Source organism: Actinoplanes sp. GCM10030250 (assembly GCF_042666575.1).
Classification (GTDB): Bacteria; Actinomycetota; Actinomycetes; order Mycobacteriales; family Micromonosporaceae; genus Actinoplanes.
Genome location: NZ_JBHTDO010000009.1, coordinates 195,520 through 220,001, shown reverse-complemented (window position 1 = coordinate 220,001; position 24,482 = coordinate 195,520). Strand labels below are relative to the sequence as shown.

Genomic DNA, 24,482 nt, shown 5'->3' with positions numbered 1-24,482 from the left:
TCCTGCGGGTGGGGCGTCGGGGTGCCATTGCCCCACCGTGCCAGATCGAGGGTCGCAGCCGGGTCGCGAGCGCTGCGACCGTGCTGGAACCGGGTGCTGCGTACAACTGCCGGGATGAGTCATCTCGAGATCGTCGTCACCGGACTGCGCAAACGGTACGGGACCACCCTGGCCCTCGACGGCATGTCCTTCACCGTCCGGCCGGGCGTGGTGACCGGCTTCGCCGGGCCGAACGGGGCCGGCAAGTCCACCACGATGCGGGTGATCCTCGGCCTGGACGCGGTCGAGGCGGGCACCGCGCTCATCGGGGGCAAGCCCTACCGTAGCCTCCGGTACCCGCTCCGCCACGTCGGTTCCCTGCTGGACGCGGCGGCGCCGCACCCCGGCCGCAGTGCCCGCAACCACCTGCTCTGGCTGGCACATTCGCAGGGCCTGACCGCACGGCGGGTGGACCGGGTGATCGAGCTGGCCGGCCTGACCGGGGTGGCCCGGCGCAAGGCCGGCGGCTACTCGCTCGGCATGCGCCAGCGACTCGGCATCGCAGCCGCCCTGCTGGGCGACCCGCCGATCGTGATGCTCGACGAGCCGTTCAACGGCATGGACCCCGACGGCATCATCTGGATGCGCGGCCTCCTGCGGTCGCTGGCCGCTGAGGGCCGCGCCGTCCTCGTGTCCAGCCACCTGATGAGCGAGGTGCAGGGCACCGCCGATCATCTCGTCGTGGCCGGGCGCGGCAGGGCCGTCGCCGATGCCCCCGTAGCCGGCCTGATCGCGGCCGCCTCCTCGGGCCGGGTAGCCGTGCGGACCACGGCCGGCACGCGGGCGACGACAGTGCTCGCGCACGCCGGCGCCACCGTCACCGCGGCCGTCAGCGACGTCATCACCGTCGCCGGGCTGCCCGCTGAGCGGATCGTGACGCTGCTCAACGCGAGCGCGGTGCCGTTCTCCGAGGTGTCAGCACACCGCGCCACCCTGGAGGAGGTCTACCTGGAACTCACCCGCGACGCCGTCGAGTTCCGTGCCGCGACACCCGCCGGGGTGGCCCGATGAGACTCGGCTTCCTCCAGGTGCTGCACGCGGAATGGACCAAGTTCCGGACGGTTGCGGGCTGGGTGACCGGCATGGTGGCGGCGGCGCTGATGGTGGTGCTCGTCGCCCTGCTCGCCGGGGTCAGCAGCAATCAGAAGGGCTCACCACCGGTGCCGGTCGGGCCGGGCGGCCAGCCGGTAACGGACAGCTTCTCCTTCGTGCACCGGCCGCTCACCGGCGACGGCAGCATCACCGTCTCCGTGTCCGCGCTGACGAGCAGCATCCCCACCGGTCCCGCGGACCTGCAACCCGGCATCGTGCCGTGGGCGAAGGCCGGGATCATCCTCAAGCAGAGCACCCGCCAGGGCTCGCCCTACGTGGCGATCATGGTCACCGGCAGCCACGGCGTGCGGATGCAGCACAACTATCTTCACGACACCGCCGGACCACCCGGCCCGGTCCCGGCCGCCTCCGTACGCCGGCTGCGGCTGGACCGCTCGGGCGACACGATCACCGGCTACGCCTCGCCCGGCGGCACGCACTGGACCGAGATCGGCACCGTACATCTGGAGCTCGGACCGGCCGCGCGGGGCGGGCTGTTCGTCGCGTCGCCGCCTTCCGTGGACGGCCTGGGCACCCTGGGGAGCGTGTCTACCGCCGTGTTCGGCGACCTTCGTACCCGGGGGCGCTGGGCCGGCGGCTCCTGGATCGGCGATCAGGTGGGACCCGAATCCCCGACCTTCGCCGGCTACCCGCAGAACAAGTCCGGCTCGTTCACCGTATCGGGCGGCACGTTCACGGTGACCGGCGCCGGCGACATCGCGCCCGCCGTCCGTGAGACCCTGCCGACCGGTGGCACCCTGAAAGACATCCTGACCGGTACGTTCGCCGCGCTGATCGCTGTGATCGTCGTGGCTTCGCAGTACATCACCACGGAATACCGGAAGAACCTGATCCACGTCACCCTGGCCGCCGGCCCCGGGCGGGGCCGGGTGCTGGTGGCCAAGGCGATCGTGCTGGGAGTTGTCACCTTCGTCGCCGGGCTTGCCGGAGCGGTCGTCGCGGCGCCGCTCGGTGAGCGGCTCGCCCGGGCGAACGGCGTCTACATCTTCCCTGCCACGTTCTCGACGGAACTACGGGTGGTGCTGGGAACCGCGGCGCTGCTCGCGATCGCCTCGATCCTGGCTCTCGCCGTCGGCGCCATCGCCCGGACCGGCACCGGCGCGGTAACCACCGTTCTCGTGGCGGTCGTGCTGCCGTACCTCCTGATCGCCAACCCGTTCATGCCGGTGAGTGCGGCGAACTGGCTGACCCGGGTGACGCCGGCGGCGGCTTTCGCGGTCCAGCAGACGCTGGTGCCATATCCCCAGGTCACCATCATCTACAAGCCGTACAACGGCTACTACCCGCTGCCGCCGTGGGCCGGTCTCGCCGTCCTGGCCGGCTACGCCGCGGTCAGCCTGATCATGGCAGTCGCCGTCATCCGCCGGAGGGACGCATGAGACCGGTTCTGCACGCGGAATGGACCAAGATGCGGACCGTGGCCGGCCCGCCGTGGCTGCTGCTCGGCATGATCGCGGCGACAGTGGCCCTGAGCGCCGGGGCGGCCTCGACAGCGAGCTGCGGGTTCGCCGGCTGCGGGGGAGACATGACCAGGCTCAGCCTCGGCGGCGTCCAGCTCGGCCAGGCCCTGGCGGCCGTCCTCGCCGTACGGGTGATCAGCGGCGAGCACAGCACCGGCATGATCCGCACGACCTTGATGGCGATGCCGCGCCGGGTGACCGTCCTCGCGGCCAAGGCCGTCACACTCGCCGGCGCCGTGGCCGTAGCCGGAGCCATCGCGGTCCCCGGGTCGCTGCTGGCCGGCGGCCTCATCCTGCTTCGTAACGGCTTCACCGCCGCCCACGGCCACCCGGCCCTGTCCCTCGCGGACGGGCCGACGCTGCGCGCGACCGCCGGATCCATCCTCTACCTGGTCCTGATCGCCCTGCTCAGCCTCGGCATCGCCGCCGTCGTGCGTGACTCCGCGACCAGTATCGGGATCGTTCTCGGCCTGCTCTACCTGCTCCCGATGCTGACCCAGGTGATCGGTGACCCGCACTGGCGGCGCCTGCTCCAGCAGATCGGCCCGATGAGCGCCGGGCTCACCATCCAGGTCACCACCGATCTGCCCAGCCTGCCTCTCAGCCCCTGGGCCGGTCTCGGTGTCACCGCCGGGTGGGCCGCCGCCGCCCTCATGGCCGGCGGCCTACTGCTCCGCTCGCGCGATGCCTAGAGCACCCGGGGCGTCAGCCGAGGACTGCTGGTTCAGCGAGGCCGGGACCTGCCGAATTAGAACGCCGATCCTAAAAGAGAGCACTGCTCTTGACGGGCCTGCGCCGATGCGGTTCACTGTTCTCAACAGAGAGCACTGATCTCATCAACGAGGAGACGACATGCGATACCTGGCTCCCCAGCGCGCCACCAACGCCTTCAACGAGACCGCCAAATGGCTCACCGCGCGCGGGATCAGCCTGATGGGCAGCCGCGTCCTGGCGGTGCGCGGCCGCAAGAGCGGCGAGGTCCGCACCACCGTGGTCAACCTTTTCTCGTACGAGGGGGAGCGCTACCTTCTCGCACCGCGTGGCCACACCCAGTGGGTGCGCAACCTACGCGCCGCCGGTGAGGGTGAACTGCGGCTCGGCCGCCGCACCGAGCGCTTCACCGCTGTCGAGATCGCCGACGCGGACAAGGAGCCGCTGATCCGCCTCTACCTGCGCAAGTGGGCGTGGGAGACCGGCGCGTTCTTCGAGGGCCTCAAGGCTGACGCGCCGCGGGCCGAGATCGACGCCGCGGCTCCCGGCCTCCCCGTCTTCCGCATCGTCAGCTGAGGCGCTCTTGCAGGAACCGCCGCTCCGCCTCGGTCGGTGCCAGATCCAGCGCGGCGCGATAACTCTCCGCCGCCTCCGCCCCGCGCCCGGCCCGCCGCAACAGGTCCGCCCTCGTCGCGTGCAGCAGGTGATAACCGTCCAGCCGTCCGGCCGCCGCGATCGTGTCCACCAGAACCAGCGCCGCCTCCGGCCCGTCCACCATGCTGACCGCGACCGCCCGGTTCAGATCCACGACCGGGCCGGGCGCGACACGGGCGAGGTGGCCGTACAGCCCGGCGATCTGCGGCCAGTCCGTCTCCTCCGCCGTGGACGCCGACGCGTGACAGGCAGCGATCGCCGCCTGTAACTGGAACGGCCCCGCCCGGCCCCGCCGCAGCGCCCGCTCACAGATGGCGGCACCCTCCTCGATCTGCCGCCGATCCCAGAGCGACCGATCCTGATCAGCCATGACGATCAGCTCACCCGCCGTGCCGAACCGCGCCGAGCGCCGGGCGTCGTGCAGCAGCATCAGCGCGAGCAGGCCCTGCGCCTCCGGCTCGTCCGGCATCAACGCCGTCAGCAACCGGGCCAGACGGATCGCCTCCTGGCACAGCACCGCCTTCTCCGGCTTGCCGTAGCCCTCGTTGAACAGCAGATACAGCACGTGCAGCAGGGCCGGGAGCCGCTCCGGCAGCAGGTGCGCGGCCGGCACCCGGAACGGGATGCCCGCATGCTGGATCTTCTGTTTGGCGCGGAACAGGCGCTGGCCCATGGTCCGCTCCGGTAGCAGGAAGGCCCGTGCGATCTCGGCGGTGCTCAGCCCGGCGAGACTGCGAAGGATCAGCGCCACCTGGGATTCGGTGTTCAGCGCAGGATGGCAGCAGGTGAACATCAGCTCCAGGCGCTCGTCCGGGATCTCACTGTCCGTCGTGTAGGGCGGTGGCGCCGGATCCATCGAGATCATCTCCCGCAGCTTGGTCCGCTCGGCCGAGGCCCGGCGGATCCGGTCGATCGCCCGGTTGCGCGCCGTCGTGGTCACCCAGGCCAGAGGCTGATCCGGTACGCCGGACGCGGGCCACGTCCGCATCGCCTGAGTGAACGCGTCCTGCACGCACTCCTCGGCGAGGTCCCAGTCGCCGCCGGTGAACCGGATCATCGTGGCGACGATCCGGCTCCACCCGTCGGCGTAGACCTCAGCGAGGCGAGCCCCAACGAGATCCGTCACGCCTCTTCGAACGGCCAGAAGGGGCGCAACTCGATCACGCCGCCCCACGCCATCGGATGCCGCGACGCCACCTCGATCGCCTCGTCGAGGTCGGCGCACTCCAGCACGTCGAAGCCGGCAATCACGTCCTTGGTCTCCGCGTACGGCCCGTCGGTCAGCAGCACCTCACCACCGCGCACGCGCACCGTGGTCGAGTCGCTCCCCGGCCGGATCCGGTCGCCCATCAGCCGGATGCCCTTGCCGTCCATCTCGCGAACCCAGTCCTCGCCGGACGGAGCGCCCGCGTCCTGGCCCGGCGTGAGGTCGGGGTCCGTGCACACCAGCATCAGATACTTCATCGTGTTGCTCCCGTCGTGATCGTGGAACCATCTTCGCCGTCATGACGAACGGGGATGGACCCCTACTACCGCGGGATCGAAAATATTCACGTGAGTTTCCGGCGGCGTCGCAGCGAGGCGTCGAGCAGGGCCGGCGGCGTGTCGAACTTCTCGTCCGGGGCGAGGTCGACCCCCGGCGCTACAACCGCGTCGATGGCGTCCAGGACATCGGCGGAGAGCACGGTGTCCGCCGCGGCGAGCTGCGACTGCAGGTGCTCCACGGTGCGCGGCCCGATGATCGCGCTGGTCACGCCCGGGTGCGCCGTCACGAAGCCGAGCGCCAGCTGGATCAGCGTCAGGCCCGCCTCGCCGGCGACCGCGGCCAGCCGTTCGACGGCGTCGAGGCGGGCGCGGTTGGACGGGATCGTCAGGTCGAAGCGCTGCGGGAGGACACCCGAGCGGTGGGTGGTGATCTCCCGGCCCTCGCGTACCGCCCCGGACAGCCAGCCGGAGGCAAGCGGACTCCACGCCAGGACGCCGAGACCGTACTCCTCGGTGGTGGGCAGGACGTGTGCCTCGATCCCGCGTTGCAGCATCGAGTAACTGGGCTGCTCGGTGACGTACCGGCCCAGCCTGTTCTCCCGGGCGGCCCACTGTGCCTGCACGATGCGGTACGCCGGGAACGTCGACGACCCGAAGTAGCGGATCTTCCCGGCGCGCTGCAGATCGGTCAGCGCCGACAGCGTCTCCTCGTCGGAGGTCCGTGGATCCCATCGGTGCACCTGGTAGAGGTCGACGTGGTCGACACCGAGCCGGCGCAGGCTGTCGTCGAGCGCGGTGACCAGCCAGCGGCGCGAACTGCCCTGGTGGTTGCGCTCTTCGCTCATCGGCATGTTCGCCTTCGTGGCGAGCACGATGTCGTCACGGCGCCCGGCGATGGCCTTGCCGACCATCTCCTCCGAGCCGCCGGTGCTGTACATGTCGGCGGTGTCGATCATGTTGATGCCCGCGTCCAGCGCGGCGTCGACGATGGCGGTGGCCTCGTCCTGGCTGGTGCGGCCGATGGCGCCGAAGTTCATGGCGCCGAGCACGAGCGTGCTGACCTGCACACCGGTGCGGCCCAAGGTGCGGTACTGCATGGCTGTTGCTCCCCCTGTTGATGAGTTGCTCGTCGAGAGCCGAAGCGGCATCCTGTACAAACGGAACCGCGTTCCGCTAAACCATAACCGGAACACGGCTCCGTTTACCAGGTGGATTTCTCAGGGGGGCCGGTGGAGACGCGCAAACGCGCCGATGCGCGACGCAACGAGAAGAGCCTGCTGGAGGCGGCGGCGGCGGCTTTCATCGCCTCCGGCGTGGAGGTTCCGGTACGGGAGATCGCCGCCAAAGCCGGCGTAGGAGTGGGCACCATCTACCGCCACTTCCCGACCCGCGCCGATCTTGTCGTGGCCGTGTACCGGCACCAGGTCGAAGCCTGCGCCGAAGCCGGCCCGGCACTACTCGCCGACAGCCCGACGCCGTATGCCGCCCTGGCCGGCTGGATCGACCAGTTCGTCGACTTCCTGATCACCAAACACGGTCTGGCCGAGGCACTGCAGTCCGGCGACGCCACGTTCGAGACGCTGCACGCCTACTTCCTCGAGCGCCTCGTCCCCGTCTGCGCCCAGCTCCTCACCGCCGCCTCCGCCGAGATCGTCCCCGGCATCGAACCGGTAGGCCTGATGCGCGCAGTCGGCAACCTCTGCATCGGCGCCGGCAAGGACCCCCGCTACGACGCCCGCCGCATGGTCGCCCTCCTCATCGCCGGCCTCGCCAAACCCTGACCCGGCTGGCTCCCAGGGGTGCTTCAGCGGCGCGGAGGCACCGCTCACGCCCAGCCGGTTGGTCGCGACGGGCGGGTGGCAGTGCTCGGAGCCGGCTGGGGAAGGGGTCAGACGGCCATGGCGGGTGGGTAGGGCAGGCGGTTCGGGCGGGCGTCGTAGTCGTGCCAGGCCGTGGCGAGCCGCCGTACCGCCTCGGTGAGATCGGTGGGCTCGGCGAGGAAGTGCAGCCGGATGTGGCCCGCGCCGGCGCCGCTCGGGTCCAGGCCGGAGCCGGGTAGTACCGCCACACCGTGTCGCAGGGCCTGCTGCGCGAACGACTGGCCGTCGCCGTGCGGGAGGCGTATCCACAGGGTCTGACCTCCGCGGACGGCCGGCGCGTGCCAGGACGGCAACGACCGGGCGAGCTCGGCGCGCAGATGGTCGTGGCGGGAGCGACGTTCGGCGGCGGAGCGTTGCAGGAGCGGGGCCAGCCGGGGGAGCAGGTCGGCGGCGGCCAGCTGGGCGGGCACGTTGCCGCCCAGGTCAAGGACTGTGCGCATCCGGGCGAGACGCGCGATGAACGGGGCCGGGGCACGGAGCCAGCCGACCCGCAGGCCGCCCCACACGATCTTGCTGAGCGAGCCGATGGTGATCACCCGATCGTCGTGGACGGCCAGCGGCGGCGGGACCGGTTCGCCGGGAAAGCCCAGGTCGCTGAGGACCTCGTCGTCGATCAGCGGCACGCCGGCCGCGCCGGCTTCGGCCACGATCCGTTGCCGGGCCGGGGAGGGGATCACCGTCCCGGTCGGATTGTGGAAAGAGCTCATCGCGTACGCGAAAACGGGTTTGATCTGTGAAAGAGCGCCAGCAAAGCCACTCAGCGTGACCGGTGCCGTGTGCAGCGCGGCGCCCTCCTCGCGGAACGCCTCGAGCGCGCCGAAGTACGTCGGTGCCTGCACCAGCACCCGGTCACCCGGCCTGATCAAGGCTCTGGCCAGCAACGTCAGCGCCTGCTGCCCGCCCGTGGTGATCAGGATGCGATCGGGTCCGGTCGATAGTCCCCGAGCCGTGTACCGCTCGGCGATCGCCTCACGCAGGGTGACATGGCCCATGGGGTGGTAACCGATGTCGCCGGCGATCTCCGCCAATCGCGGCACCGTGTGCGCGTAGGCCTCCACCAGCTCCGGCGGCGGCGAATCCGGCGCCGCGCAGGCCAGCATGATCACGCCGTCGCGGGGTTCGAGCAGGTGGAGGAAGGCGGGCGCCTCGGTGGTGGGCCGGGCGGCGGCGGACGGCGGACCGGCGACCCGCGTGCCGCTGCCCTGACGCCGCACGATGCGGCCCTCCCCGCACAGCAGGTCGTAGGCGGCGACCACCGTGCTGCGGCCGACTGCCAGAGCGGCGGCGAGCGTGCGATCCGGCGGCAGCGGCGCGCCCGGTGGAAGCTCGCCGTCGTCGATCAGGGTGCGGATGCGGACGGCGAGCAGCAGGTACAGCGCGCCGCGCCCGGACGACCAGCGGCCGAGACGCTCCACGAATCCGATTGGCTCCATCAGCAGACCAATCTAGCGGCTTTGGCCCTCCCACGCCGCATCGAGTTTCGCCACCATGAGGAAATGACCGACTTCGCTCCGAGTGCCATGACCGCTCTGATCGACGGGCACGTCCGCTACGACCTGGCCGAGAGCACCAGCCCGCCGGTGTCTCTCGGTGACCTCGCCGATCCGGCTGAGCTGGCGGCCGTCCCCCTCGGGTATGGCACCACCCGCGGCGACGCCGGGTTGCGGGAGCTCATCGCGGGTGGCACCGGGGTCGGCGCTGACCAGGTGCTGGTCACTGTCGGTGCGATCGAGGCGATGTTCCTGCTGGCCCAGGCGACGTGTGGACCGGGTGACCGGGTGCTGCTGGTGACGCCGTGCTTCCCTCCGGCGCGGACGGTCCCGGAAGGGCTCGGGGCGCAGCTCGACCTGGTGAAAGCCTCCTTCGACGACGGTTACCGCCTTCCTTTGGGCGAGATCGTCGCGGCGCTCGGACCGCGTACCCGTCTGGTGTCGCTGGCCTCGCCCCAGAATCCCTCCGGCGTTCGGTGCACGGAGGGTGAGCTGCGGGAGCTGCTCGATGCGGTGCGCGAGCGAGCGCCGCAGGCGGTGGTGCTGGTGGACGAGACCTATCGGGAGTCGACGTACGCCGAAGCACCCACCCCGCCCTCGGCCGCCACCCTGTCACCGGCCGTGGTCACCTGCTCCTCGGTGTCCAAGGCTCACGGTGCGCCCGGCCTGCGACTCGGATGGCTCACCGTGACCGACCCTGATCTCTACGCCCGCCTGCGTGAAGCCAAGTTCGTCACTACGATCGCCTGCTCCGGAGTGGACGAGTTCCTCGCCGCCCGGGTGCTGGAGCGCCGGTCCGACATCCTCGCGCCGCGCACCAAGTTCCTCGGGGAACAGCTCACCGAGTTGCGCCACTGGGCCGCCGACCAGCCGGTTGATCTCGTAGTTCCGGACGGGGGACCGATGTGCTGCCTGCGCCTGCGCCCTGAGGTGAATGTCGACGTTTTCTACGCTCGCCTGGCGGAGCGGGAGGTGCGTGTCGCTCCCGGATCCTGGTTCGGCGAAGACGATCGCGTGTTCCGGCTGGGGTTCGGGCACCTGCCGCCCGCCGACTTCTCCGAAGCCCTGACACGAGTAGCCGAGGCGCTCCGCCCACGCCGACAGCGATAGCCGTCAGCGGGACAGGTCGTGCTTGCGGTGCGTCAGCTTCTCCACCAACCCGGCCGGAACCACCCGGCGCAGGGTAAACACCAGCGGCGCGTTGCTACCCACCGCATACCGCGCCTTCGGCTTGCCGGCCTCGATCGCGCTGACGATCGTCGCGGCGACCCTCTCGGCGCTGATCCCGGCCTTCTCGTTGCGATCCAGCGCGGCCAGCATCGTCTCGAAGTCGCGCCGGTACGGCGAATCGGGTGCCACATACTTCGTGCGCCGTTCGCTGATACCGGTGCTGATCGAGCCCGGTTCAACGGTGGTCATCCACACCCCGAACGGCGAAAGCTCATGCCGGGCCCCGTTGCTGAACCCCTTCAGCGCCGCTTTCGCCGCCACATAGGACGACCGGTACGCGAGCGGGAACGACGCGAGCATCGAACCGACCATGACAACCCGGCCGTAACCCCGCTCCCGCATCCCGGGCAGCGCCAGCTGAGCCAGCCGGACCGGGCCGAAAACGTTCACCTGGAACAACCGTTGCAGCGCGTCGGCCGGCAACTCCTCGAACGGGCCGGACTGGCTCTCGCCCGCGTTGTTGACCAGCACGTCCACCTGGGCGAGCGGGCCGGCCAGCGCCTCGATCGAATCCTCCGAGGTGAGGTCGAGCTCCACGAACTCGACCCCGGGCACCTGCTGCTGATCCGGTTTACGGCTGGTGCCCAGCACCCGGTAACCCCGTGCGGCGAGGGCTGCCGCCGTCGCTCTGCCGATGCCTGACGAAGCCCCGGTGACGAGGGCGGTGCGCTTCATCGGTGCACCATACCGGCAGGTGAGCCGGCCGCGCCCAGCAGCGAGCGCGTGATCGACTCGCTGTCGGCGAGCATCTCGTCGAGGGCGCTCGCCAGGTCGGCGTCGCCCGCTTCGCGACCGGCCTCGGCGGCGCCGGCTTCGCGACCGGCCTCGCCGTCGCCCGCTTCGTGACCGGCCTCGGCGGCGATCAGCACCGCCCGGCGGACCAGTTCCTTCGCGAACGACGCGGTGATCCCCGCCGACCGCTCGGCCGCCCGGTCGAGGGCCCCGGTCGTGAACGGCAGGTCCCGCGCGTACAGCGTGATCAACCGGCGGCGGGCCGCGGCGTCGGGCAGCGGAACCTGCACCGCCAGGTCGACCCGGCCCGGACGCTGGGCGAGCGCCGGCTCCAGCACGTCGACCCGGTTGGTGGTCAGCAGGAACGCGACGTCGGCGTCGTCGCTGAGACCGTCGAGCGCCTCCAGCACGGCGAACAGCAGCGGCTGCGGCCCGCCGTGATGGTCACGGCTCTCGGCCACCAGATCACAATCCTCGAGGACCACCAGCGCGGGCTGCAGCGCTCGCGCCATCTGGGCGGCCTCCGAGACGTACGCAATGGACGGCCCCGCCATCAGGATGACCGTGACCTCCGGCAATGCCCCGAGAAGGTAGCGAACCGTGTGCGTCTTCCCGGTCCCCGGCGGCCCGTACAGCAGCAGCCCTCGCTTCAGGTGCTGCCCCGCCGCCCGCAGCCGCTCCCGGTGCACCGCAACGCCCGCCACGTGCCGCACGATCCGGTCCAGCACGCCCGGCGGCAGGATGATCTGATCCGGGGCGAGCGCCGGGCGCCGGTGGAAGACGATCCCGCCCACCCCCGGCTCGTAGTCGGAACCACCCAGCGACAGCACCTGCCCGCGCAGCACCGACCGCCGCAGCATCAGCTCACGCACCGCGGTGATCAGCCGCCCGGCGACCCCCTCGGCCGGGGTGAGGATCTCCATGAGCGCCTTGACGTGCCCGAAGCGCGGCTCGGCGGTGCGCTGCAGCACCGCCACCGGTGCGCCCTCCCACGTGAACAGCCGCAGACCGAAAGAGATCGCCTGGCGTGCACTGTCGGGCCCGGTCGCGATACTGCGGTAGTCGACCGCCCCGACCGGAAACTGGCCGTGCCGCCCGGCGTGCTCAAGGATCTCGCTGAGCGAGTTGTGCCGCCGCTGCTCCCCACCACCGACACCAAGCAGCCGGCTCTGCCCGTCCGCACTCCGCGGGCTCGCCTCCTGCACCTCGGCAAGCGCGATATCGAGGTCGACGAACAGGTGCGCCGGAATTTCCTCGGTGACCACCGGCAGGCGTCGCGGGTCGGACCCGAGGTGCCCGGTCAGCTCGTCGATCAGGCTCGGCTCGCCGGCACGGTTGCGCCGCTGATCGAAGACCACCTCGTCCAGGAACGCCTGGAAGCTGGTGATGAAGCTGTCGGCCCGCTCGTCCATGCCCCTATTTTCCCCGATCAGCAGGCCGCCCGGGGCCCCGTCGCGGGGGTTGTCTTGTGTGGCTCTATTGCGGCTGTCTCGGCGGGTGACAGCGCGGCGCCGACGAGTGTGGACCGTGCGCATCGACCGAAAGAGATCAACGGCCGTGGCCCGGATCGATGTCGCGAGAATTTCCGGGGTCTTGATTGAAGGGCGTGACCTGCGCTTTTGTACGGCAGCCCAACACCCATCCGAGACCTTGTGCCGAATTGTGTTGAACCGCCCGCCGCCCGCCGCCCGTATTGGCCCCCGACCGGGCACATCGACATCCACGACGAGGAGTGAGCATGAGGGCGCGTTCCTACCGGCGCAACCAGAGCAGCAGCAGTCGGCGGAAGACGATCGGCGCGCTGGCCGTCGCGGGGGTGTTGCTGGCGACCGGGATCACCGGCGTGCAGCTCGCCTCGGCCGGCACCGATACGAAGGCAGTGGATCTGGTCAACGTCGACGGTCAGCAGTTCGACGTGTCGCAGTGCGCGGACCTTCAGATCAACGGCGGCACGGTGGTGTGCGACGGCGAAGAACTGGCCCCGGTCGAGGCTCAGCAGCCCGACGATGCGGCGGCGGCTGCGGCGCAGGCCCTGGAGGCTTCGTGCGACCAGTTCGCGGCGGACATCGCGGCGATCGAGGGCGGTGCCGGCGAAGAAGGTGCTGAGCAGGGCGCCGAGGAGGGTGCCGAGCAGGGTGCCGAAGAGGGCGCCGAGCAAGGTGCCGCCGGCGACGAGCAGAGCGCTGCCGAGGAGAAGGCTCAGCGGAAGGCCCTCGCCAAGAAGTGGGCCAAGACGATGAAGAAGGCCGAGAAGGGCAACGCGGGCAAGGGCAAGGGCGCGGAGAAGGGTGGCGCCGAGAAGGGTGGCGCCGCTGAAGAGGGCGCTGCCGAGGAAGGCGCCGCTGAAGAGGGCGCCGGCGAGGAAGGCGCGGCCGAGGACGCCGCCGCGGCTGTGACCGCTGCCCAGGCTGTCCTGCTCCAGTCCTGCCTGGCTCTGGTGGACGCCAAGGCCGCCCTGGCCGAGGCCGGCGGCGACGCCGGTGGCGCGGAAGAGGGCCAGGAAGAGGCCGGCCAGGAAGAGGGCGGCGCCGAGGAAGCCGGCCAGGACGAGGCGGGCGCCGAGGAAGCCGGCCAGGAAGAAGCCGGTCAGGCCGAGGAAGCCGCCACGACCCGGAAGTAATCACCGCTGACGGTGCGGGACCACGGTCCCGCACCGTCGCCGTTTCCGGCCGGCTTTCAGCGTTGCCGCAAGCCGGCCGAGACAGCAGCGAGGATGGCATCGGTGGAAAGCAGATTCACCCCGATACCGGCCAGGTCCGCCAGCCGCTCCGGACTGGCCTGGGACACCGCGTCGTGCGCGAGCACCGTACGAAAGTCCCGCTCACTCGCCTCGAACAACGTCACCCGCGGACAGTTCGGCAGGTTGCACCCCGCGACCACCACCGTGTCCACCCCGCGCTCCCGCAACCACCCCTGGAGCCCGGTCCGGTAGAACGCCCCCCACCGCGGCTTGTACAACACGATCTCGTTCTTCCCCACCTCTTGAGGCACCCCGCTGAGCACCAGCTCCGCGTCAACCTCGACCGGCCCGCCGGCTCCCGCCAGCCCCGCGATCACAGCGGAACCCGGCGTCCCCGGCGCCACCGCCACCCCGCCCGCCTCGACGAATTCCCGGCGCGGCGGATCCACATCACCCGACCCGGGCGGGTAGAGCCGAACGATGTGCACGACAGGCAGCCCGGCTCGCCGGAACCCGTCCGCCAGCCGCCCCACGTTCGGCGTGACAGCTGCCGTCCCCGGCACCGCGAGCGCCCCGCCCTCGGTGAAGTCCACCTGCATGTCGATCACGACCAGCCCCGACGTGGCCCAGTGCGGCTCGGTGTACATGCACGTCACCCTAACCCCGGCGCCTTGGCCCGACTGTCTACAGTGATCACCATGCAGAACCCCACCGAGAACAAGGACGCCCAGCTCGTCGAACTCGCCTCACCCAGTGAGGTCGGCCTGCTCGCCCTGGCCGTCGGCGCCCTCACCGCCGCCCTCTTCGCCCGGCGCCGCCGCCGCAAAGCCGCCGGCCGCTGAGACCGCAAAGCCGCCGGCCGCTGAGACCGCAGGGCCGCCGCTCGCAAAACCGGCCGCTGAAGCAAGACTCCGGCGATACCGGATCTCAGTAAGAGGGGCTCCGCGAGACTCGTCCACCCGGGACACCCCGTCCGGCACCCACCCACCGGCCTCGTAGAATCTGCGCGCCCGCTCGTTGCTCCCCAGCATCCACAGCACAGACTCCCGGAATCCGGCCCGGGTCAGATGATCCACGGCGAAGCTCATCAGCTGCCGCCCGGCTCCCTGACCCCAGTGCTCCGGGGCCAGGTAGATCGCGTTGATCTCCCCGGTGCCGGGTTCCGGGCCCGCCGACACCGTGACGAACCCCGCCACCGTCCCACCGTCGTCCAGCACGAAGATGCCCGCCGGCGGCCGCACCTCCCGAATCCACTGCTCCCACCCCGGCACACGCGCCACCGGATCCATCCGGTCGAGATGAGCCTGCGGAACCAGCCCTCGATAGGCCACCCGCCACGCACGCACATGCACATCCGCCAGCCCCACCGCGTCGCCCCCGGCGGCCGGCCGGATCAGCATCAGCCCGCCAGCCGGTAGACCGACACGTGCGAGCGTGACTCCGCCGTGAACTCCCCGCCGCTGAAGTCCGCGTGCCGGCTCTCCAGCTCGAACCCGGCCAGCTGCCCCATCAGGTCCAGCTCGGCCGGCCAGATGTAGCGGTGCGGACTGCGCCCCAGTTCGGCCTCCGCCCCGGCACCGAAGCGGAAGTGGTGCGAGACCACGTGCTGGTTCAGCGTGTCGTACGTGTCCAGCCCGATATATCCCGCCTCCACCGCCCAGACCGTCGCCTCCTGCCCCGGCGGCAGTTTGCGCAGCTCAGGCACCCACAGCTCGATCAGGAACCGGCCACCCGGCTCCAGGTGCCGCGCCGCGTTGCGAAAGCACGCCACCTGCCCGGCCTGCGTCGTCAGGTTCGAGATCGTGTTGTACACCAGGTAGACCAGCGAGAACCGCCCCGGCGCCGTGGCCGTCGACATGTCACCGACAACCACCGGAATCCGCTCCGGCCCGGCCTTCGTGCGCAGCCGCGCGAGCATCGGCTCCGACAGCTCGATCCCGGCGACCGGCACCCCACGCTCCGCCAGCGGCACACCGACCCGCCCGGTCCCGATCGCGAACTCCAGCGCCCGCCCGTCTCCGGCCAGCGCGACCAGGCGATCCACCGCCGGCCCGAGCACCTCCGGCGCGAACATCCCACTGCCCGGAGTGTCATATCGCCGAGCCGTACCGTCGCCCCAGATCTCGTCCTGCCACATGCCGCCAACCCTTGTCGCCCCACCGGATGACGTCCACCGATTTACAGCGAATCAGCAGCGTACGTACAGGTCAGGCTGGACGGGGCTGGCTACCATGGAGCGTCAGAGGCCGAACTGACAAGGAGTCGATGCGTGAGCGGCATGATGAAGCGGTTCGTTCTCTCCATGGTCGCCTCAAGGCTCCAGCGCATGTCCCACAAGCGCCACAACCCCGCCGTCGACAGCCTCCTGCGCGAGGTCAACCACCGCATCGCCCGCAGCCAGGGCTACGGTCACGGCCACCCGGGCGCTTACGGCGGCCACCCGGGCGCCTACGGTCACCCCGGCGCATATGGACATCACGGTCACTACCGTCATCACGGCCACTATCGCCATCACGGTCACTACCGCCGCCGCAGATGGTTCTGACCCGCCAAACCCCACCGGTCCAGGCTTGACCTCGCCTCACCCTCCTTTTTTCGTACGGTGAACGAAGTCCCCAAAACCAACTACGGGGTACCGCCTCCACCACGCGGCCCAGCTGCGCCCACCAGACCGTTGCGCGCGCTCCGGGCTGACCTGCCCACCTCCAGCCGCCCCGCCCCGCCGCCCGTCACGCCCCACCGAGCGGGCCCGCGAGCGAGCGAGGGGAGCGGGCGAGCGGCGTGGGCGGCGGATCAAGATTGTCGGTTCTTGGACTGTGTTCGGGGCTGCCGGGATCGCGCGCCCGGAGGACTCTGGGAAGGGAGTGAGGAAGGACGATCCATGGCCGCTATCGCGATCTCCGGACTGACCAAGTTGTTCGGCCGGACCACAGCGCTCGACGGGCTCGACCTGACCGTTGAGGAGGGGGAGGTGCACGGCTTCCTCGGCCCCAACGGCAGCGGCAAGACCACCACCATCCGCGTCCTGCTCGGCCTGCTGAGAGCGGACGCCGGGACCGTGCGCATGCTCGGCGGCGACCCATGGGCGGATGCCGTCGCCCTGCACCGGCGCCTGGCCTACGTGCCGGGCGACGTGATCCTCTGGCCGGGCATCACCGGCGGCGAGGTGATCGACCTGATCGGCCGGTTGCGGGGTGACCTGGACCGTAAGCGCCGCGACGAGCTGCTGGAGCGGTTCGACCTGGACCCGTCGAAGAAGGCCCGCGCCTACTCCAAGGGCAACCGCCAGAAGGTCGCCCTGATCGCCGCCCTCGCCTCCGGCGCGGAGCTGCTGCTGCTCGACGAGCCGACCAGCGGGCTCGACCCGCTGATGGAGTCCGAGTTCCAGCGATGTGTGCAGCAGCTCAAGCACGAGGGCCGCACCGTTCTGCTCTCCAGCCACATCCTGGCCGAGGTGGAGGCGCTCTGCGACCGGGTCAGCATCATCCGGCTGGGGCGCACCGTCGAGTCGGGCACGCTGAGCGAGTTGCGGCACCTGACCCGTACGTCGATCTCGGTGGAAACCGCCAAGCCGGTGACCGGCATCGATCGGCTGCCAGGGGTGCACGACGCCGTGGTCAACGAGCACCACGCCCGCTTCGACGTCGACACGCAGGGCCTGGAACCGGTGATGCGCGAACTCGCGGCGCTGGGCGTCCGCAGCATCACCAGCACCCCGCCGACGCTGGAGGAGATGTTCCTGCGCCACTACGGTGAGGGCGAGGAGCAATGAGCGGGACCCGCACGCTGCTCAGGTTCAGCCTGCGCCAGGAACGTGTCCGTCTCCCGCTCTGGATCGGCGGCGCCGGCCTGCTCGTCCTGGTCCAGTCCACCCAGAGCCAGAGCCTCTACGGCACCGCCGAGGAGCTGGCGAAACTGCGCGCCACCCTGGGCGGCAACACGGCGGTCATCGCCATGAGCGGCCCGGTCGGCCTGCTCGACTCGATCGGCGGCGAGATCGTCTTCGAGATCTTCGCCTTCACCTCGATCGTGATCGCCCTGATGAACATGTTCCTGGTCGGCCGGCACACCCGCGCCGACGAGGAGGCCGGCCGGGCCGAGCTGATCCGGTCCGCCCGGGTGGGGCGGCGGGCGCCGGTCTTCGCCGCGCTCTGGCTGGCCGCGCTGGCCGACCTCACGGTCGGCGTGCTGGTCTTCGCGGTGGCCACCGGTACCGGCCTGCCGGTCGCCGGGTCGGCGCTGTTCGCCGCGGCGCTCGCCGGCGTCGGCCTGCTGTTCGCCACGCTGACAGCGGTCGCGGCGCAGGTGTTCGAGCACGCGAGGGGGGTCTACGGCGCGGTCGGCCTGGCGATCGGTGCGGCCTTCATGCTGCGCGCCGCCGGCGACGCCGGCAACACCGCGTTGAGCTGGGCGTCGCCGATCGGCTGGGGTCAGCGCACTTTTCCGTACGGGCAGGAACGCTGGTGGCCGGTGCTGCTCCTGATCGGTACGGCGGTCGCGGCAACCGGGATCGCGCTGGTGGCCCTGGACCGGCGGGACTTCGGCGCCGGGCTGGTCAGGTCACGTCCCGGCCGCCCGCGCGCGTCCCGGGCGCTGGGCACCCCGATCGGGCTGGCGTGGCGGCTGCAACGGGGCTCCGTGATCGGCTGGGTCGCCGGTGTCGGCGTGCTCGGCCTGGCGTACGGCTCGCTCGGCGACAGCATCGAGCAGTACATCGCCGACAACCCCGAGGTGGCCGAGTTCCTCCCCGGCGGGGCGTCGGACGTGGTCGACGCGTACCTCGCCCTCACCGTGACCACGGGTGCCCTGCTCGCCTGCGCCTTCGGCGTGGCCGCCGCCCTGCGGGCCCGGTCCGAGGAGACCGGCGGGCGCGCCGAGCCGCTGCTGGCCACCGCGGTCAGCCGCGCCGCCTGGCTGGGCAGCCATCTCAGCGTCGCCCTGGCCGGGAGCGCCCTGGTGCTGCTCGCCGCCGGGTTCGGCGAGGGCCTCGCGTACGGGCTGACCGTCGGCGAACCCGGCCAGGCCCTCCGGATGACCGGCGTGGCCCTGGTCTACCTGCCCGCGGTGTGGGCGGTGGTGGCCGTGGCGGTGCTGAGCCTGGGCTGGCAGGCGCGGGCCGCCGTGGCGGTCGGCTGGGTGGCGGTCGGCTACTGCGCGGTCGTCCAGCTGTTCGCCGACTCGTTCCGCCTGCCCGACTGGTCGCAACAGGCGTCCCCGTTCGTCCACCTGCCTCAGGCACCCCTGGAGACGGTGACCGCCGCACCCCTGGCCGTACTCACCGCCGTGGCCGCCGTGCTGCTCGCCGCCGGCCTCGCCGGTTTCCGCCGCCGCGACGTCGGCTACTGACGGAAGGGCGTTGCCGGTAAGGGGTGCGAGCCGGGTGCCGAACAGGTGTAGGTGGGTACCACTGTCGAACGGGAGCAGCAGCGGCTTGCCGCGCTGCACGAGTACCAGCTGCTCGACACCCCGCCGCAGGCCGAGCTGGAGGCGGTGGTCCGGGTCGCGGCCGCCGTGGCCGGTGTGCCCGCCGCCGCCCTCAACCTGATCGACGACCGGCGGCAGTGCCAGCTCACCACCGTCGGTTTCATCGGCCGCGACTGCGACCGGGAAGACGCCATGTGTTCGGTACGCCTGGAAGAGGGCAGGTTCGTCCACCTCCCCGACGCCCGCCTGGATCCGGACTACCGATCCAACCGCTGGGTCACCGGTGAGCTGGGCAACCTCGTCTTCTACGCCTCCGCCCCGCTCATCGCACCGTCCGGCTACGTCCTCGGCACCCTCTGCGTCTACGACCTCGTGCCGCACGAGCTCACCACCGAGCAGATCAGCCGCCTCGAGGACCTCGCCGGGATCATCGTGGCGTTCTTCGAGCGGCGCCGGCTCGCCCGGCTCACCGCCGAGATGGCCGCCGACGTGGAGGCCCGTACGCAGTGGACCGAGACGGTCCTGGACACCATCGACGTCGCCGTGATCGCTGTCGACCGGATCGGCGGCGTCACCATGTTCAACCCGGCCGCCCGCGCCCGGCACGCCCCGGACATCGACCTGGAGGCGCCGGCCGTCGACGTCGCGGCCCGCTACGCCCTGTACGAGCCGGACGGGCGCACCCTGGTACCGGAGGATCAGGTGCCGCTGATGCTCGTACTGGGCGGGAGCGACCCGGTGATCGGCCGGGAGCTGATGGTCCGGCCGCCCGGGCGCGAGCCGGTGCGGTTGCGGGCCAACGCCCGGGCGCTGACCGCGGCAGACCGCACGATCACCGGCGCCGTGGTCGCGCTGCACGACATCACCAGCGACCACACCCGCCGCCGGATCATCGAGGAGGCGAAGGAGCGACTGGGCGCGGCGAACGCGGACCTGCGCCGGTCCAACGCCGACCTGACCAACTTCGCCGGCGCGGTGAGCCACGACCTGGTGGCGCCGCTGGCCGCGGTCGGCGGCTACCTGGAGCTGATCGGCGACGACCTGGACGGCCGGCCCCGGCAGTGGGTCGACGCGGCGGGACGTGCCGTGATCAGGATGCGGGACCTGATCGACTCCCTCCTCGGGTACGCCCGCGCGGGCAGTGCCCCGGTACGCCGTGTTCGCGTACCCCTGAAGAAGTTGATCGATCAGGTTTTGACCGACCTGCGTGCCGAGATCGCGTCCTGCGGTGCGCGCGTCAGTGTGCCCGGCGCCCTGCCCGAAGTGTCCTGCGACCCGGTGCTGGTCCGGCAGCTGCTGCAGAATCTGATCGCCAACTCGGTGAAGTACCGGCATCCGGAGCGGCCGTGCCTGATCACCGTGACCGCCGGCAGCGAGGCTGTGCGGGTGGCCGACAACGGCATCGGCATTCCCGCCGAGCACCGCTACCGAGTGTTCGAGATGTTCACCCGGCTGGACCCGCGCGCCGACGGCGGTCAGGGCATCGGACTGTCGAGTTGCCTGCGCATCGTCGACCGGCACGGCGGCACGATCCGGATGGAGGAGAACGGGGACGGCGGGGTGACAGTCGTCTTCACGCTGCCCGCGCCCACCGGGTCAGATAGCCGATGAGCCTGCCGATAGGCCAGGAGTGGATCTCGTCGAGTCGCTGGGACAGCGGGAACGGCTGAGGCTCGCCGCCCTGCACGAGTACCGCCTGCTCGACTCGCCCGCCGGCGACGAACTCGAAGCGGTGGTCCGGGTGGCCGCGGCCATCGCCGGCGTGCCCACCGCCACCCTGAACCTGATCGACGAGAACCGGCAGTGCCAGCTCACCACCGTCGGGTTCGAGGGCGGCACCTCGGACCGGTCCGACTCGATGTGCGCGATCCGGTTCGAGGCCGGGCAGTTCACCTACGTGCCCGACGCCAGCCTCGACCCGGCCTACCGGGCGAACCCGTGGGTCACCGGGGTCCACGCCGGCGTGCGGTTCTACGCCTCGGCGCCGCTGATCACCCCGGACGGTTACGCGCTCGGCTCACTCTGCGTCTTCCACACCGAGCCGGCCACCCTCGACGACGATCAGATCGCCCGGCTAGAGGACCTCGCCGACATCATCCTGGCCCTGTTCGAACGCCGCCGGCAGGCCCGTTACAACCGGGAGATCGCGGCGATCTCCGAGGCCCGGCAGCGGTGGACCGACACGCTGCTCGAGACGATCGACGTCGCCGTGGTGGCCGCCGACCGCAGCGGCCGCCTGACCCTGTTCAACCGGGCCGCGCGGGAGTGGCACGGGCTGGACGCGGACCCGGCCGTCGCCCCGGAGGACTTCGCCGCCCGCTACTCGCTGTACGAGACCGACGGCCGTACCCCCCTCGCGCACGACCGGATCCCGCTGATCCGCGCCCTGAGCGAGGGCACCGTCAGCGACGCCGAGTTCATCATCAGGCGCACGACCGGTGAGGCCGTGCACGTCAGCGCCGGCGGCCGCGCCCTGATCGCACCGGACGGCACACCGATGGGCGCCGTCGTCGCGATGAACGACGTCACCAACGACCGCGCCCAGCAGCGCGCCATCGAGGCGGCCCGGCGCGAGCTGGCCGCCGCCAACGAGGACCTGCGCCGGTCCAACGCCGACCTGGCGAACTTCGCCGGTGCCGTGAGCCACGACCTGGTCGCACCGCTGGGTGCGGTCCGCGGCTATCTCGAGCTCCTCGAGGACGTGGCCACCGGCGACACCCGCAAGTGGGTGGACGCCGCGACCCGGGCGGTCACCCGGATGACGGACCTCATCCGGTCGCTGCTCGGTTACGCCCAGGCAGGCAGTGCCCCGGTCCGCCGGGTCCCGGCCGACCTGCACGAGATCGCCGATCAGGCGCTCGCCGACCTGCACGCGGCGGTCGAGGACGCCGGGGCGCGGGTCACCGTGCCCGCACCACTGCCGGCGGTCTCCTGCGATCCGGTGCTGACCAGGCAACTGCTGCAGAACCTGATCGCCAACGCGGTCAAGTACCGGCACCCGGAACGACAGTGCCGGGTCACCGTGACCGCCGAGCCCGCCGGGAACGGCTGGGCCGTCACGGTCGCGGACAACGGGGTCGGCATCCCGCCGGAGCAGCGGCAGCGCGTGTTCGACATGTTCACCCGGCTCGACAACGCCCCGGCCTCCGGCCACGGCATCGGCCTGTCGAGCTGCGCCCGCATCGTCGACCGCCACGGCGGCGTGATCCGCGTCGAGGAGAGCCCGGACGGCGGCACCGCGGTGATCTTCACCCTCCCCGGGCCGTAGCCAGGTCTAGATCATCCGGCGCCGTACCCGCCACACCACCACACCGATCAGGACCGCCGCGACGGCGGCGAACAGGGCCGCCTCGATGAGCTGGAACGTCCAGAACCGGTCGGCCGGGTGGTAGATCTCGAACTGCTGGATGCCCCGCGCGTTCAGGAACTGGTTGAGGTTGGTGCCGGCCCGGTTGGCGGCGTCCTCCAGCCCGTAGTACTCGGTCCAGCTCAGCCTGCGCCCCGTGGCATCCGCGTAGCCGTTCTCGATCGTCCAGCCGGCGATGCCGGGCAGGTGCCCCGCCTGGTCCGCCGAGCCGCCGGCGGGGACCGTCTCCGTGGTGGTGAGCGGGGTGGCGTACGCGGGACGGGCCAGCAGCGCCACCGACATCCGGGCGGCCAGGAACGCCCCGAACGCGACGCCGAACGCGGGCAGGCTGCGCCGCAGGATCGCCCCGGCCGCGGTGGCGACGCCGAACGCGAACAGCGCGTACGCCACCGGAACAAGTCCCTCCAGGTCGAAGGCGTCGTACTGGAACCGCCCCTCCCACGCGTCGAACGGCTGACGGAACCAGGTGAGCACCGCGGTGAACAGCGCGGTGAGCGTGACGGTGACGCCGGCCAGGGCCGCGAGCTTGACGGCCAGCCAGCGCATCCGCGGCACGGCCTGCGTCCAGGCGAGCTGCCAGGTGCCGTCCTCCAGCTCGCGCGCGAGCAGCGGCGCACCGAGGAACGCACCGATGACGACGGGAACCAGATAGAAGGCCGCCAGGAGGTTCTCGACGTACCCGTACCCCTCGTCGAGCCGGCGGAAGGAGGCCGCGCAGCCCTCGGTGACACCGGCCTCTCCCGCACACCGGGCGGGACCGCCGGGGAACAGGTCGTGGGCCTGCGCCCCGAGCACGAGCAGGGCGATGCCGAACACGCCGACTAGCAGACCCAGGACGCAGACCTCGGCCCGGTGCTGGCGCCAGATCAGCCACGTCATGCCGCCACCCCCGCCGTCACAGCGGCGCCCGGCTCGGACGGCCGGCGCAGGTACGCCAGCACCAGTTCCTCCAGCGCCACCGGCTGGGCCTGCCAGCCAGGCGCGGTGGTGATGGCCCCGTCGCGCACCAGCAGGGTCGTGTGCCGGTCGCTGTGGACCGCCTCCACGACGGTGCCGGCCCGGTCGAGGTCGGTGACCGTGCGCGGGCCGACGAGCACGCGGTGCTCGGCGAGGAGGGTGTCGATGTCACCGGTGAGCGTGACCCGGCCGTGGTTGAGCACGATCAGGTGGTCGCAGACACGCTCCAGCTCGTGCACGAGGTGGGAGGAGAACAGGACAGTCACCCCGCCCTCGGCGACCGCGCCCATGAGGACCTGGAGGAACTCGTGCCGGGCCAGCGGGTCGAGGCTGGCCACCGGCTCGTCGAGGACGAGCAGGTCGGGCCGCTTCGCCAGGGCCAGGGCCAGCGCGACCTGGGCCTGCTGCCCGCCGGAGAGCGTGCCGGTTCTGCGGTCGAGGGGAATGCCCAGCTTCGCCAGCCGCCGTTCGGCCAGCCCTTGGTCGAACCGCAGGTTACAGGCCCGGCCGAAGCGGAGCATCTCGGCGACGGTGAACCGCTTGTACAGCGGGTGATCCTGGGCCAGGAACCCGACCCGGGACAGGGTGTGCGGGGTGCTGGCGGTGACGTCGTGGCCGAGGACCTCCACGGTGCCGGTGCTCGGTGCCAGCAACCCGACGACCAGGCGCAGCAGCGTGGTCTTACCCGCGCCGTTCGGCCCGACCAGCGCGATCACGCCGCCGGCCGGCAGGGTCAGGGTGCAGTCGCGCAGCGCCCAGCCCTTCCGGTATCGCTTGCCCACACCGTCGGTGCGCAGCGCGATCTCGGTCTCTGTCACGCCGCGTCCTCGTTCCGGGTCTGCTGGTGCACGGAGGTGAAAAGCGCGTTGACCGCCCGCTCGTCGAGGCCGGCGGCGTAGGCACGGCGCAGCCAGGTCGCCAGGCCCCGGCCCAGCGACGTGTACGTCGACGCCGGCATCGCGGCCGACTGCTGCTCATCGACGAACGTCCCCTGGCCGGGCCGGCCGGTGACCAGGTTCTCCTGCTCCATCTGCCGGTACGCCTTGGCGACGGTGTTCGGATTGATCGCCAGGTCCTCGACCACCTCCCGGATGAGCGGGAGCCGGTCGCCGGGCTGGAGAAAGCCCAGCAGCACCGCCTGGCGAACCTGCTGAACGAGTTGCAGATACGGCGGCACGCCGGAATGGGTGTCGAGCCGGAAGACGAACACGGTAACCCCTTACTGCTTTACTAGGACCATAGTAAAGCAGTAAGTCGCCG

Annotated in this window: 24 protein-coding genes; 12 read left to right on the top strand and 12 right to left on the bottom strand. The window is 71.3% G+C overall.

Annotation, left to right across the window (positions count from 1 at the left end):
- Nucleotides 1-114 precede the first annotated feature (114 nt).
- The 4 genes from ACFQV6_RS15120 to ACFQV6_RS15105 all read left to right on the top strand — a co-directional run bounded on the left by ACFQV6_RS15120 (nt 115) and on the right by ACFQV6_RS15105 (nt 3,899).
- A complete protein-coding gene (locus ACFQV6_RS15120; protein ID WP_378028091.1) occupies nt 115-1,050 on the top strand; it encodes an ATP-binding cassette domain-containing protein in 936 nt (311 codons plus the stop codon).
- Nucleotides 1,047-2,531: a hypothetical protein gene (locus ACFQV6_RS15115; RefSeq protein WP_378028090.1), complete on the top strand. Its 1,485-nt coding sequence runs from the start codon at nt 1,047-1,049 to the stop codon at nt 2,529-2,531. Before ACFQV6_RS15120 ends, ACFQV6_RS15115 begins: the two co-directional genes overlap by 4 nt.
- Nucleotides 2,528-3,304, top strand: a complete 777-nt coding sequence (locus tag ACFQV6_RS15110) for an ABC transporter permease (RefSeq protein ID WP_378028089.1) — start codon at nt 2,528-2,530, stop codon at nt 3,302-3,304. The genes ACFQV6_RS15115 and ACFQV6_RS15110 overlap by 4 nt, the downstream gene beginning before the upstream one ends.
- Before the next feature lie 160 nt (nt 3,305-3,464).
- Entirely contained in the window at nt 3,465-3,899 is a 435-nt protein-coding gene (locus ACFQV6_RS15105; protein ID WP_378028088.1) for a nitroreductase family deazaflavin-dependent oxidoreductase, read from the top strand.
- On the opposite strand, the gene ACFQV6_RS15100 is transcribed toward ACFQV6_RS15105, so the two are convergent.
- The 3 genes from ACFQV6_RS15100 to ACFQV6_RS15090 all read right to left on the bottom strand — a co-directional run bounded on the left by ACFQV6_RS15100 (nt 3,892) and on the right by ACFQV6_RS15090 (nt 6,559).
- Nucleotides 3,892-5,103: an RNA polymerase sigma factor gene (locus tag ACFQV6_RS15100; protein ID WP_378028087.1), complete on the bottom strand. Its 1,212-nt coding sequence runs from the start codon at nt 5,101-5,103 to the stop codon at nt 3,892-3,894. The two genes, ACFQV6_RS15105 and ACFQV6_RS15100, sit on opposite strands and share 8 nt — an antisense overlap.
- Nucleotides 5,100-5,441 carry a YciI family protein gene (locus ACFQV6_RS15095; protein WP_378028086.1) on the bottom strand — a complete coding sequence of 114 codons (342 nt, stop codon included), beginning with the start codon at nt 5,439-5,441 and terminating at the stop codon, nt 5,100-5,102. Before ACFQV6_RS15095 ends, ACFQV6_RS15100 begins: the two co-directional genes overlap by 4 nt.
- Nucleotides 5,442-5,527: 86 nt before the next feature.
- On the bottom strand, nt 5,528-6,559 hold the full coding sequence (locus tag ACFQV6_RS15090) for an aldo/keto reductase (RefSeq protein ID WP_378028085.1): 1,032 nt from the start codon (nt 6,557-6,559) through the stop codon (nt 5,528-5,530).
- A gap of 111 nt (nt 6,560-6,670) precedes the next feature.
- Here ACFQV6_RS15090 and ACFQV6_RS15085 point away from each other — a divergent pair, with 111 nt between their 5' ends.
- A complete protein-coding gene (locus ACFQV6_RS15085; protein WP_378028084.1) occupies nt 6,671-7,243 on the top strand; it encodes a TetR/AcrR family transcriptional regulator in 573 nt (190 codons plus the stop codon).
- Between the two features lie 107 nt (nt 7,244-7,350).
- Here the strand turns inward: ACFQV6_RS15085 and ACFQV6_RS15080 are convergent, their stop codons facing one another.
- Complete coding sequence (locus tag ACFQV6_RS15080) at nt 7,351-8,775, bottom strand: PLP-dependent aminotransferase family protein (RefSeq protein WP_378028083.1); 1,425 nt, start codon at nt 8,773-8,775, stop codon at nt 7,351-7,353.
- 63 nt (nt 8,776-8,838) lie between these two features.
- On the opposite strand from ACFQV6_RS15080, the gene ACFQV6_RS15075 reads away from it, so the two are divergent.
- The gene (locus tag ACFQV6_RS15075; RefSeq protein WP_378028082.1) at nt 8,839-9,942 is read left to right on the top strand and encodes a pyridoxal phosphate-dependent aminotransferase; all 1,104 of its coding nucleotides are present in this window, start codon (nt 8,839-8,841) and stop codon (nt 9,940-9,942) included.
- A 3-nt stretch (nt 9,943-9,945) separates the two neighbouring features.
- Here the strand turns inward: ACFQV6_RS15075 and ACFQV6_RS15070 are convergent, their stop codons facing one another.
- Both ACFQV6_RS15070 and ACFQV6_RS15065 read right to left on the bottom strand, forming a co-directional pair.
- Nucleotides 9,946-10,737, bottom strand: a complete 792-nt coding sequence (locus ACFQV6_RS15070; RefSeq protein ID WP_378028081.1) for an SDR family oxidoreductase — start codon at nt 10,735-10,737, stop codon at nt 9,946-9,948.
- Nucleotides 10,734-12,206 (bottom strand): AAA family ATPase, encoded by a 1,473-nt coding sequence (locus tag ACFQV6_RS15065; protein WP_378028080.1) that lies wholly within the window; start codon nt 12,204-12,206, stop codon nt 10,734-10,736. Before ACFQV6_RS15065 ends, ACFQV6_RS15070 begins: the two co-directional genes overlap by 4 nt.
- Nucleotides 12,207-12,532: 326 nt before the next feature.
- Between ACFQV6_RS15065 and ACFQV6_RS15060 the strand changes: the two genes are divergently transcribed.
- Complete coding sequence (locus ACFQV6_RS15060; protein ID WP_378028079.1) at nt 12,533-13,414, top strand: hypothetical protein; 882 nt, start codon at nt 12,533-12,535, stop codon at nt 13,412-13,414.
- A gap of 56 nt (nt 13,415-13,470) precedes the next feature.
- Here the strand turns inward: ACFQV6_RS15060 and ACFQV6_RS15055 are convergent, their stop codons facing one another.
- The 3 genes from ACFQV6_RS15055 to ACFQV6_RS15045 all read right to left on the bottom strand — a co-directional run bounded on the left by ACFQV6_RS15055 (nt 13,471) and on the right by ACFQV6_RS15045 (nt 15,611).
- On the bottom strand, nt 13,471-14,121 hold the full coding sequence (locus ACFQV6_RS15055; protein ID WP_378028078.1) for a cysteine hydrolase family protein: 651 nt from the start codon (nt 14,119-14,121) through the stop codon (nt 13,471-13,473).
- Between the two features lie 99 nt (nt 14,122-14,220).
- A complete protein-coding gene (locus ACFQV6_RS15050) occupies nt 14,221-14,874 on the bottom strand; it encodes a GNAT family N-acetyltransferase (protein WP_378028077.1) in 654 nt (217 codons plus the stop codon).
- The gene (locus ACFQV6_RS15045; RefSeq protein WP_378028076.1) at nt 14,874-15,611 is read right to left on the bottom strand and encodes a class I SAM-dependent DNA methyltransferase; all 738 of its coding nucleotides are present in this window, start codon (nt 15,609-15,611) and stop codon (nt 14,874-14,876) included. The genes ACFQV6_RS15050 and ACFQV6_RS15045 overlap by 1 nt, the downstream gene beginning before the upstream one ends.
- A 132-nt stretch (nt 15,612-15,743) precedes the next feature.
- Here ACFQV6_RS15045 and ACFQV6_RS15040 point away from each other — a divergent pair, with 132 nt between their 5' ends.
- From ACFQV6_RS15040 to ACFQV6_RS15020, 5 genes are all read left to right on the top strand, one after another.
- Nucleotides 15,744-16,019 carry a hypothetical protein gene (locus ACFQV6_RS15040; protein ID WP_378028075.1) on the top strand — a complete coding sequence of 92 codons (276 nt, stop codon included), beginning with the start codon at nt 15,744-15,746 and terminating at the stop codon, nt 16,017-16,019.
- 336 nt (nt 16,020-16,355) lie between these two features.
- Nucleotides 16,356-17,246: an ATP-binding cassette domain-containing protein gene (locus tag ACFQV6_RS15035; protein ID WP_378028074.1), complete on the top strand. Its 891-nt coding sequence runs from the start codon at nt 16,356-16,358 to the stop codon at nt 17,244-17,246.
- Entirely contained in the window at nt 17,243-18,820 is a 1,578-nt protein-coding gene (locus tag ACFQV6_RS15030; RefSeq protein WP_378028073.1) for an ABC transporter permease, read from the top strand. The genes ACFQV6_RS15035 and ACFQV6_RS15030 overlap by 4 nt, the downstream gene beginning before the upstream one ends.
- Before the next feature lie 51 nt (nt 18,821-18,871).
- Entirely contained in the window at nt 18,872-20,509 is a 1,638-nt protein-coding gene (locus ACFQV6_RS15025; protein WP_378028072.1) for an ATP-binding protein, read from the top strand.
- A 19-nt stretch (nt 20,510-20,528) separates the two neighbouring features.
- The gene (locus tag ACFQV6_RS15020; RefSeq protein ID WP_378028071.1) at nt 20,529-22,166 is read left to right on the top strand and encodes an ATP-binding protein; all 1,638 of its coding nucleotides are present in this window, start codon (nt 20,529-20,531) and stop codon (nt 22,164-22,166) included.
- A gap of 6 nt (nt 22,167-22,172) precedes the next feature.
- On the opposite strand, the gene ACFQV6_RS15015 is transcribed toward ACFQV6_RS15020, so the two are convergent.
- Genes ACFQV6_RS15015 through ACFQV6_RS15005 form a run of 3 tightly spaced genes read right to left on the bottom strand, consistent with a single transcriptional unit; the run spans nt 22,173 to nt 24,432 of the window.
- A complete protein-coding gene (locus ACFQV6_RS15015) occupies nt 22,173-23,144 on the bottom strand; it encodes an ABC transporter permease subunit (protein WP_378028070.1) in 972 nt (323 codons plus the stop codon).
- Nucleotides 23,141-24,040 carry an ABC transporter ATP-binding protein gene (locus ACFQV6_RS15010; RefSeq protein ID WP_378028069.1) on the bottom strand — a complete coding sequence of 300 codons (900 nt, stop codon included), beginning with the start codon at nt 24,038-24,040 and terminating at the stop codon, nt 23,141-23,143. The genes ACFQV6_RS15015 and ACFQV6_RS15010 overlap by 4 nt, the downstream gene beginning before the upstream one ends.
- Nucleotides 24,037-24,432, bottom strand: coding sequence for a GntR family transcriptional regulator (locus ACFQV6_RS15005; protein WP_378028068.1), 396 nt, complete (start codon nt 24,430-24,432; stop codon nt 24,037-24,039). Before ACFQV6_RS15005 ends, ACFQV6_RS15010 begins: the two co-directional genes overlap by 4 nt.
- Between the last annotated feature and the right edge of the window lie 50 nt (nt 24,433-24,482).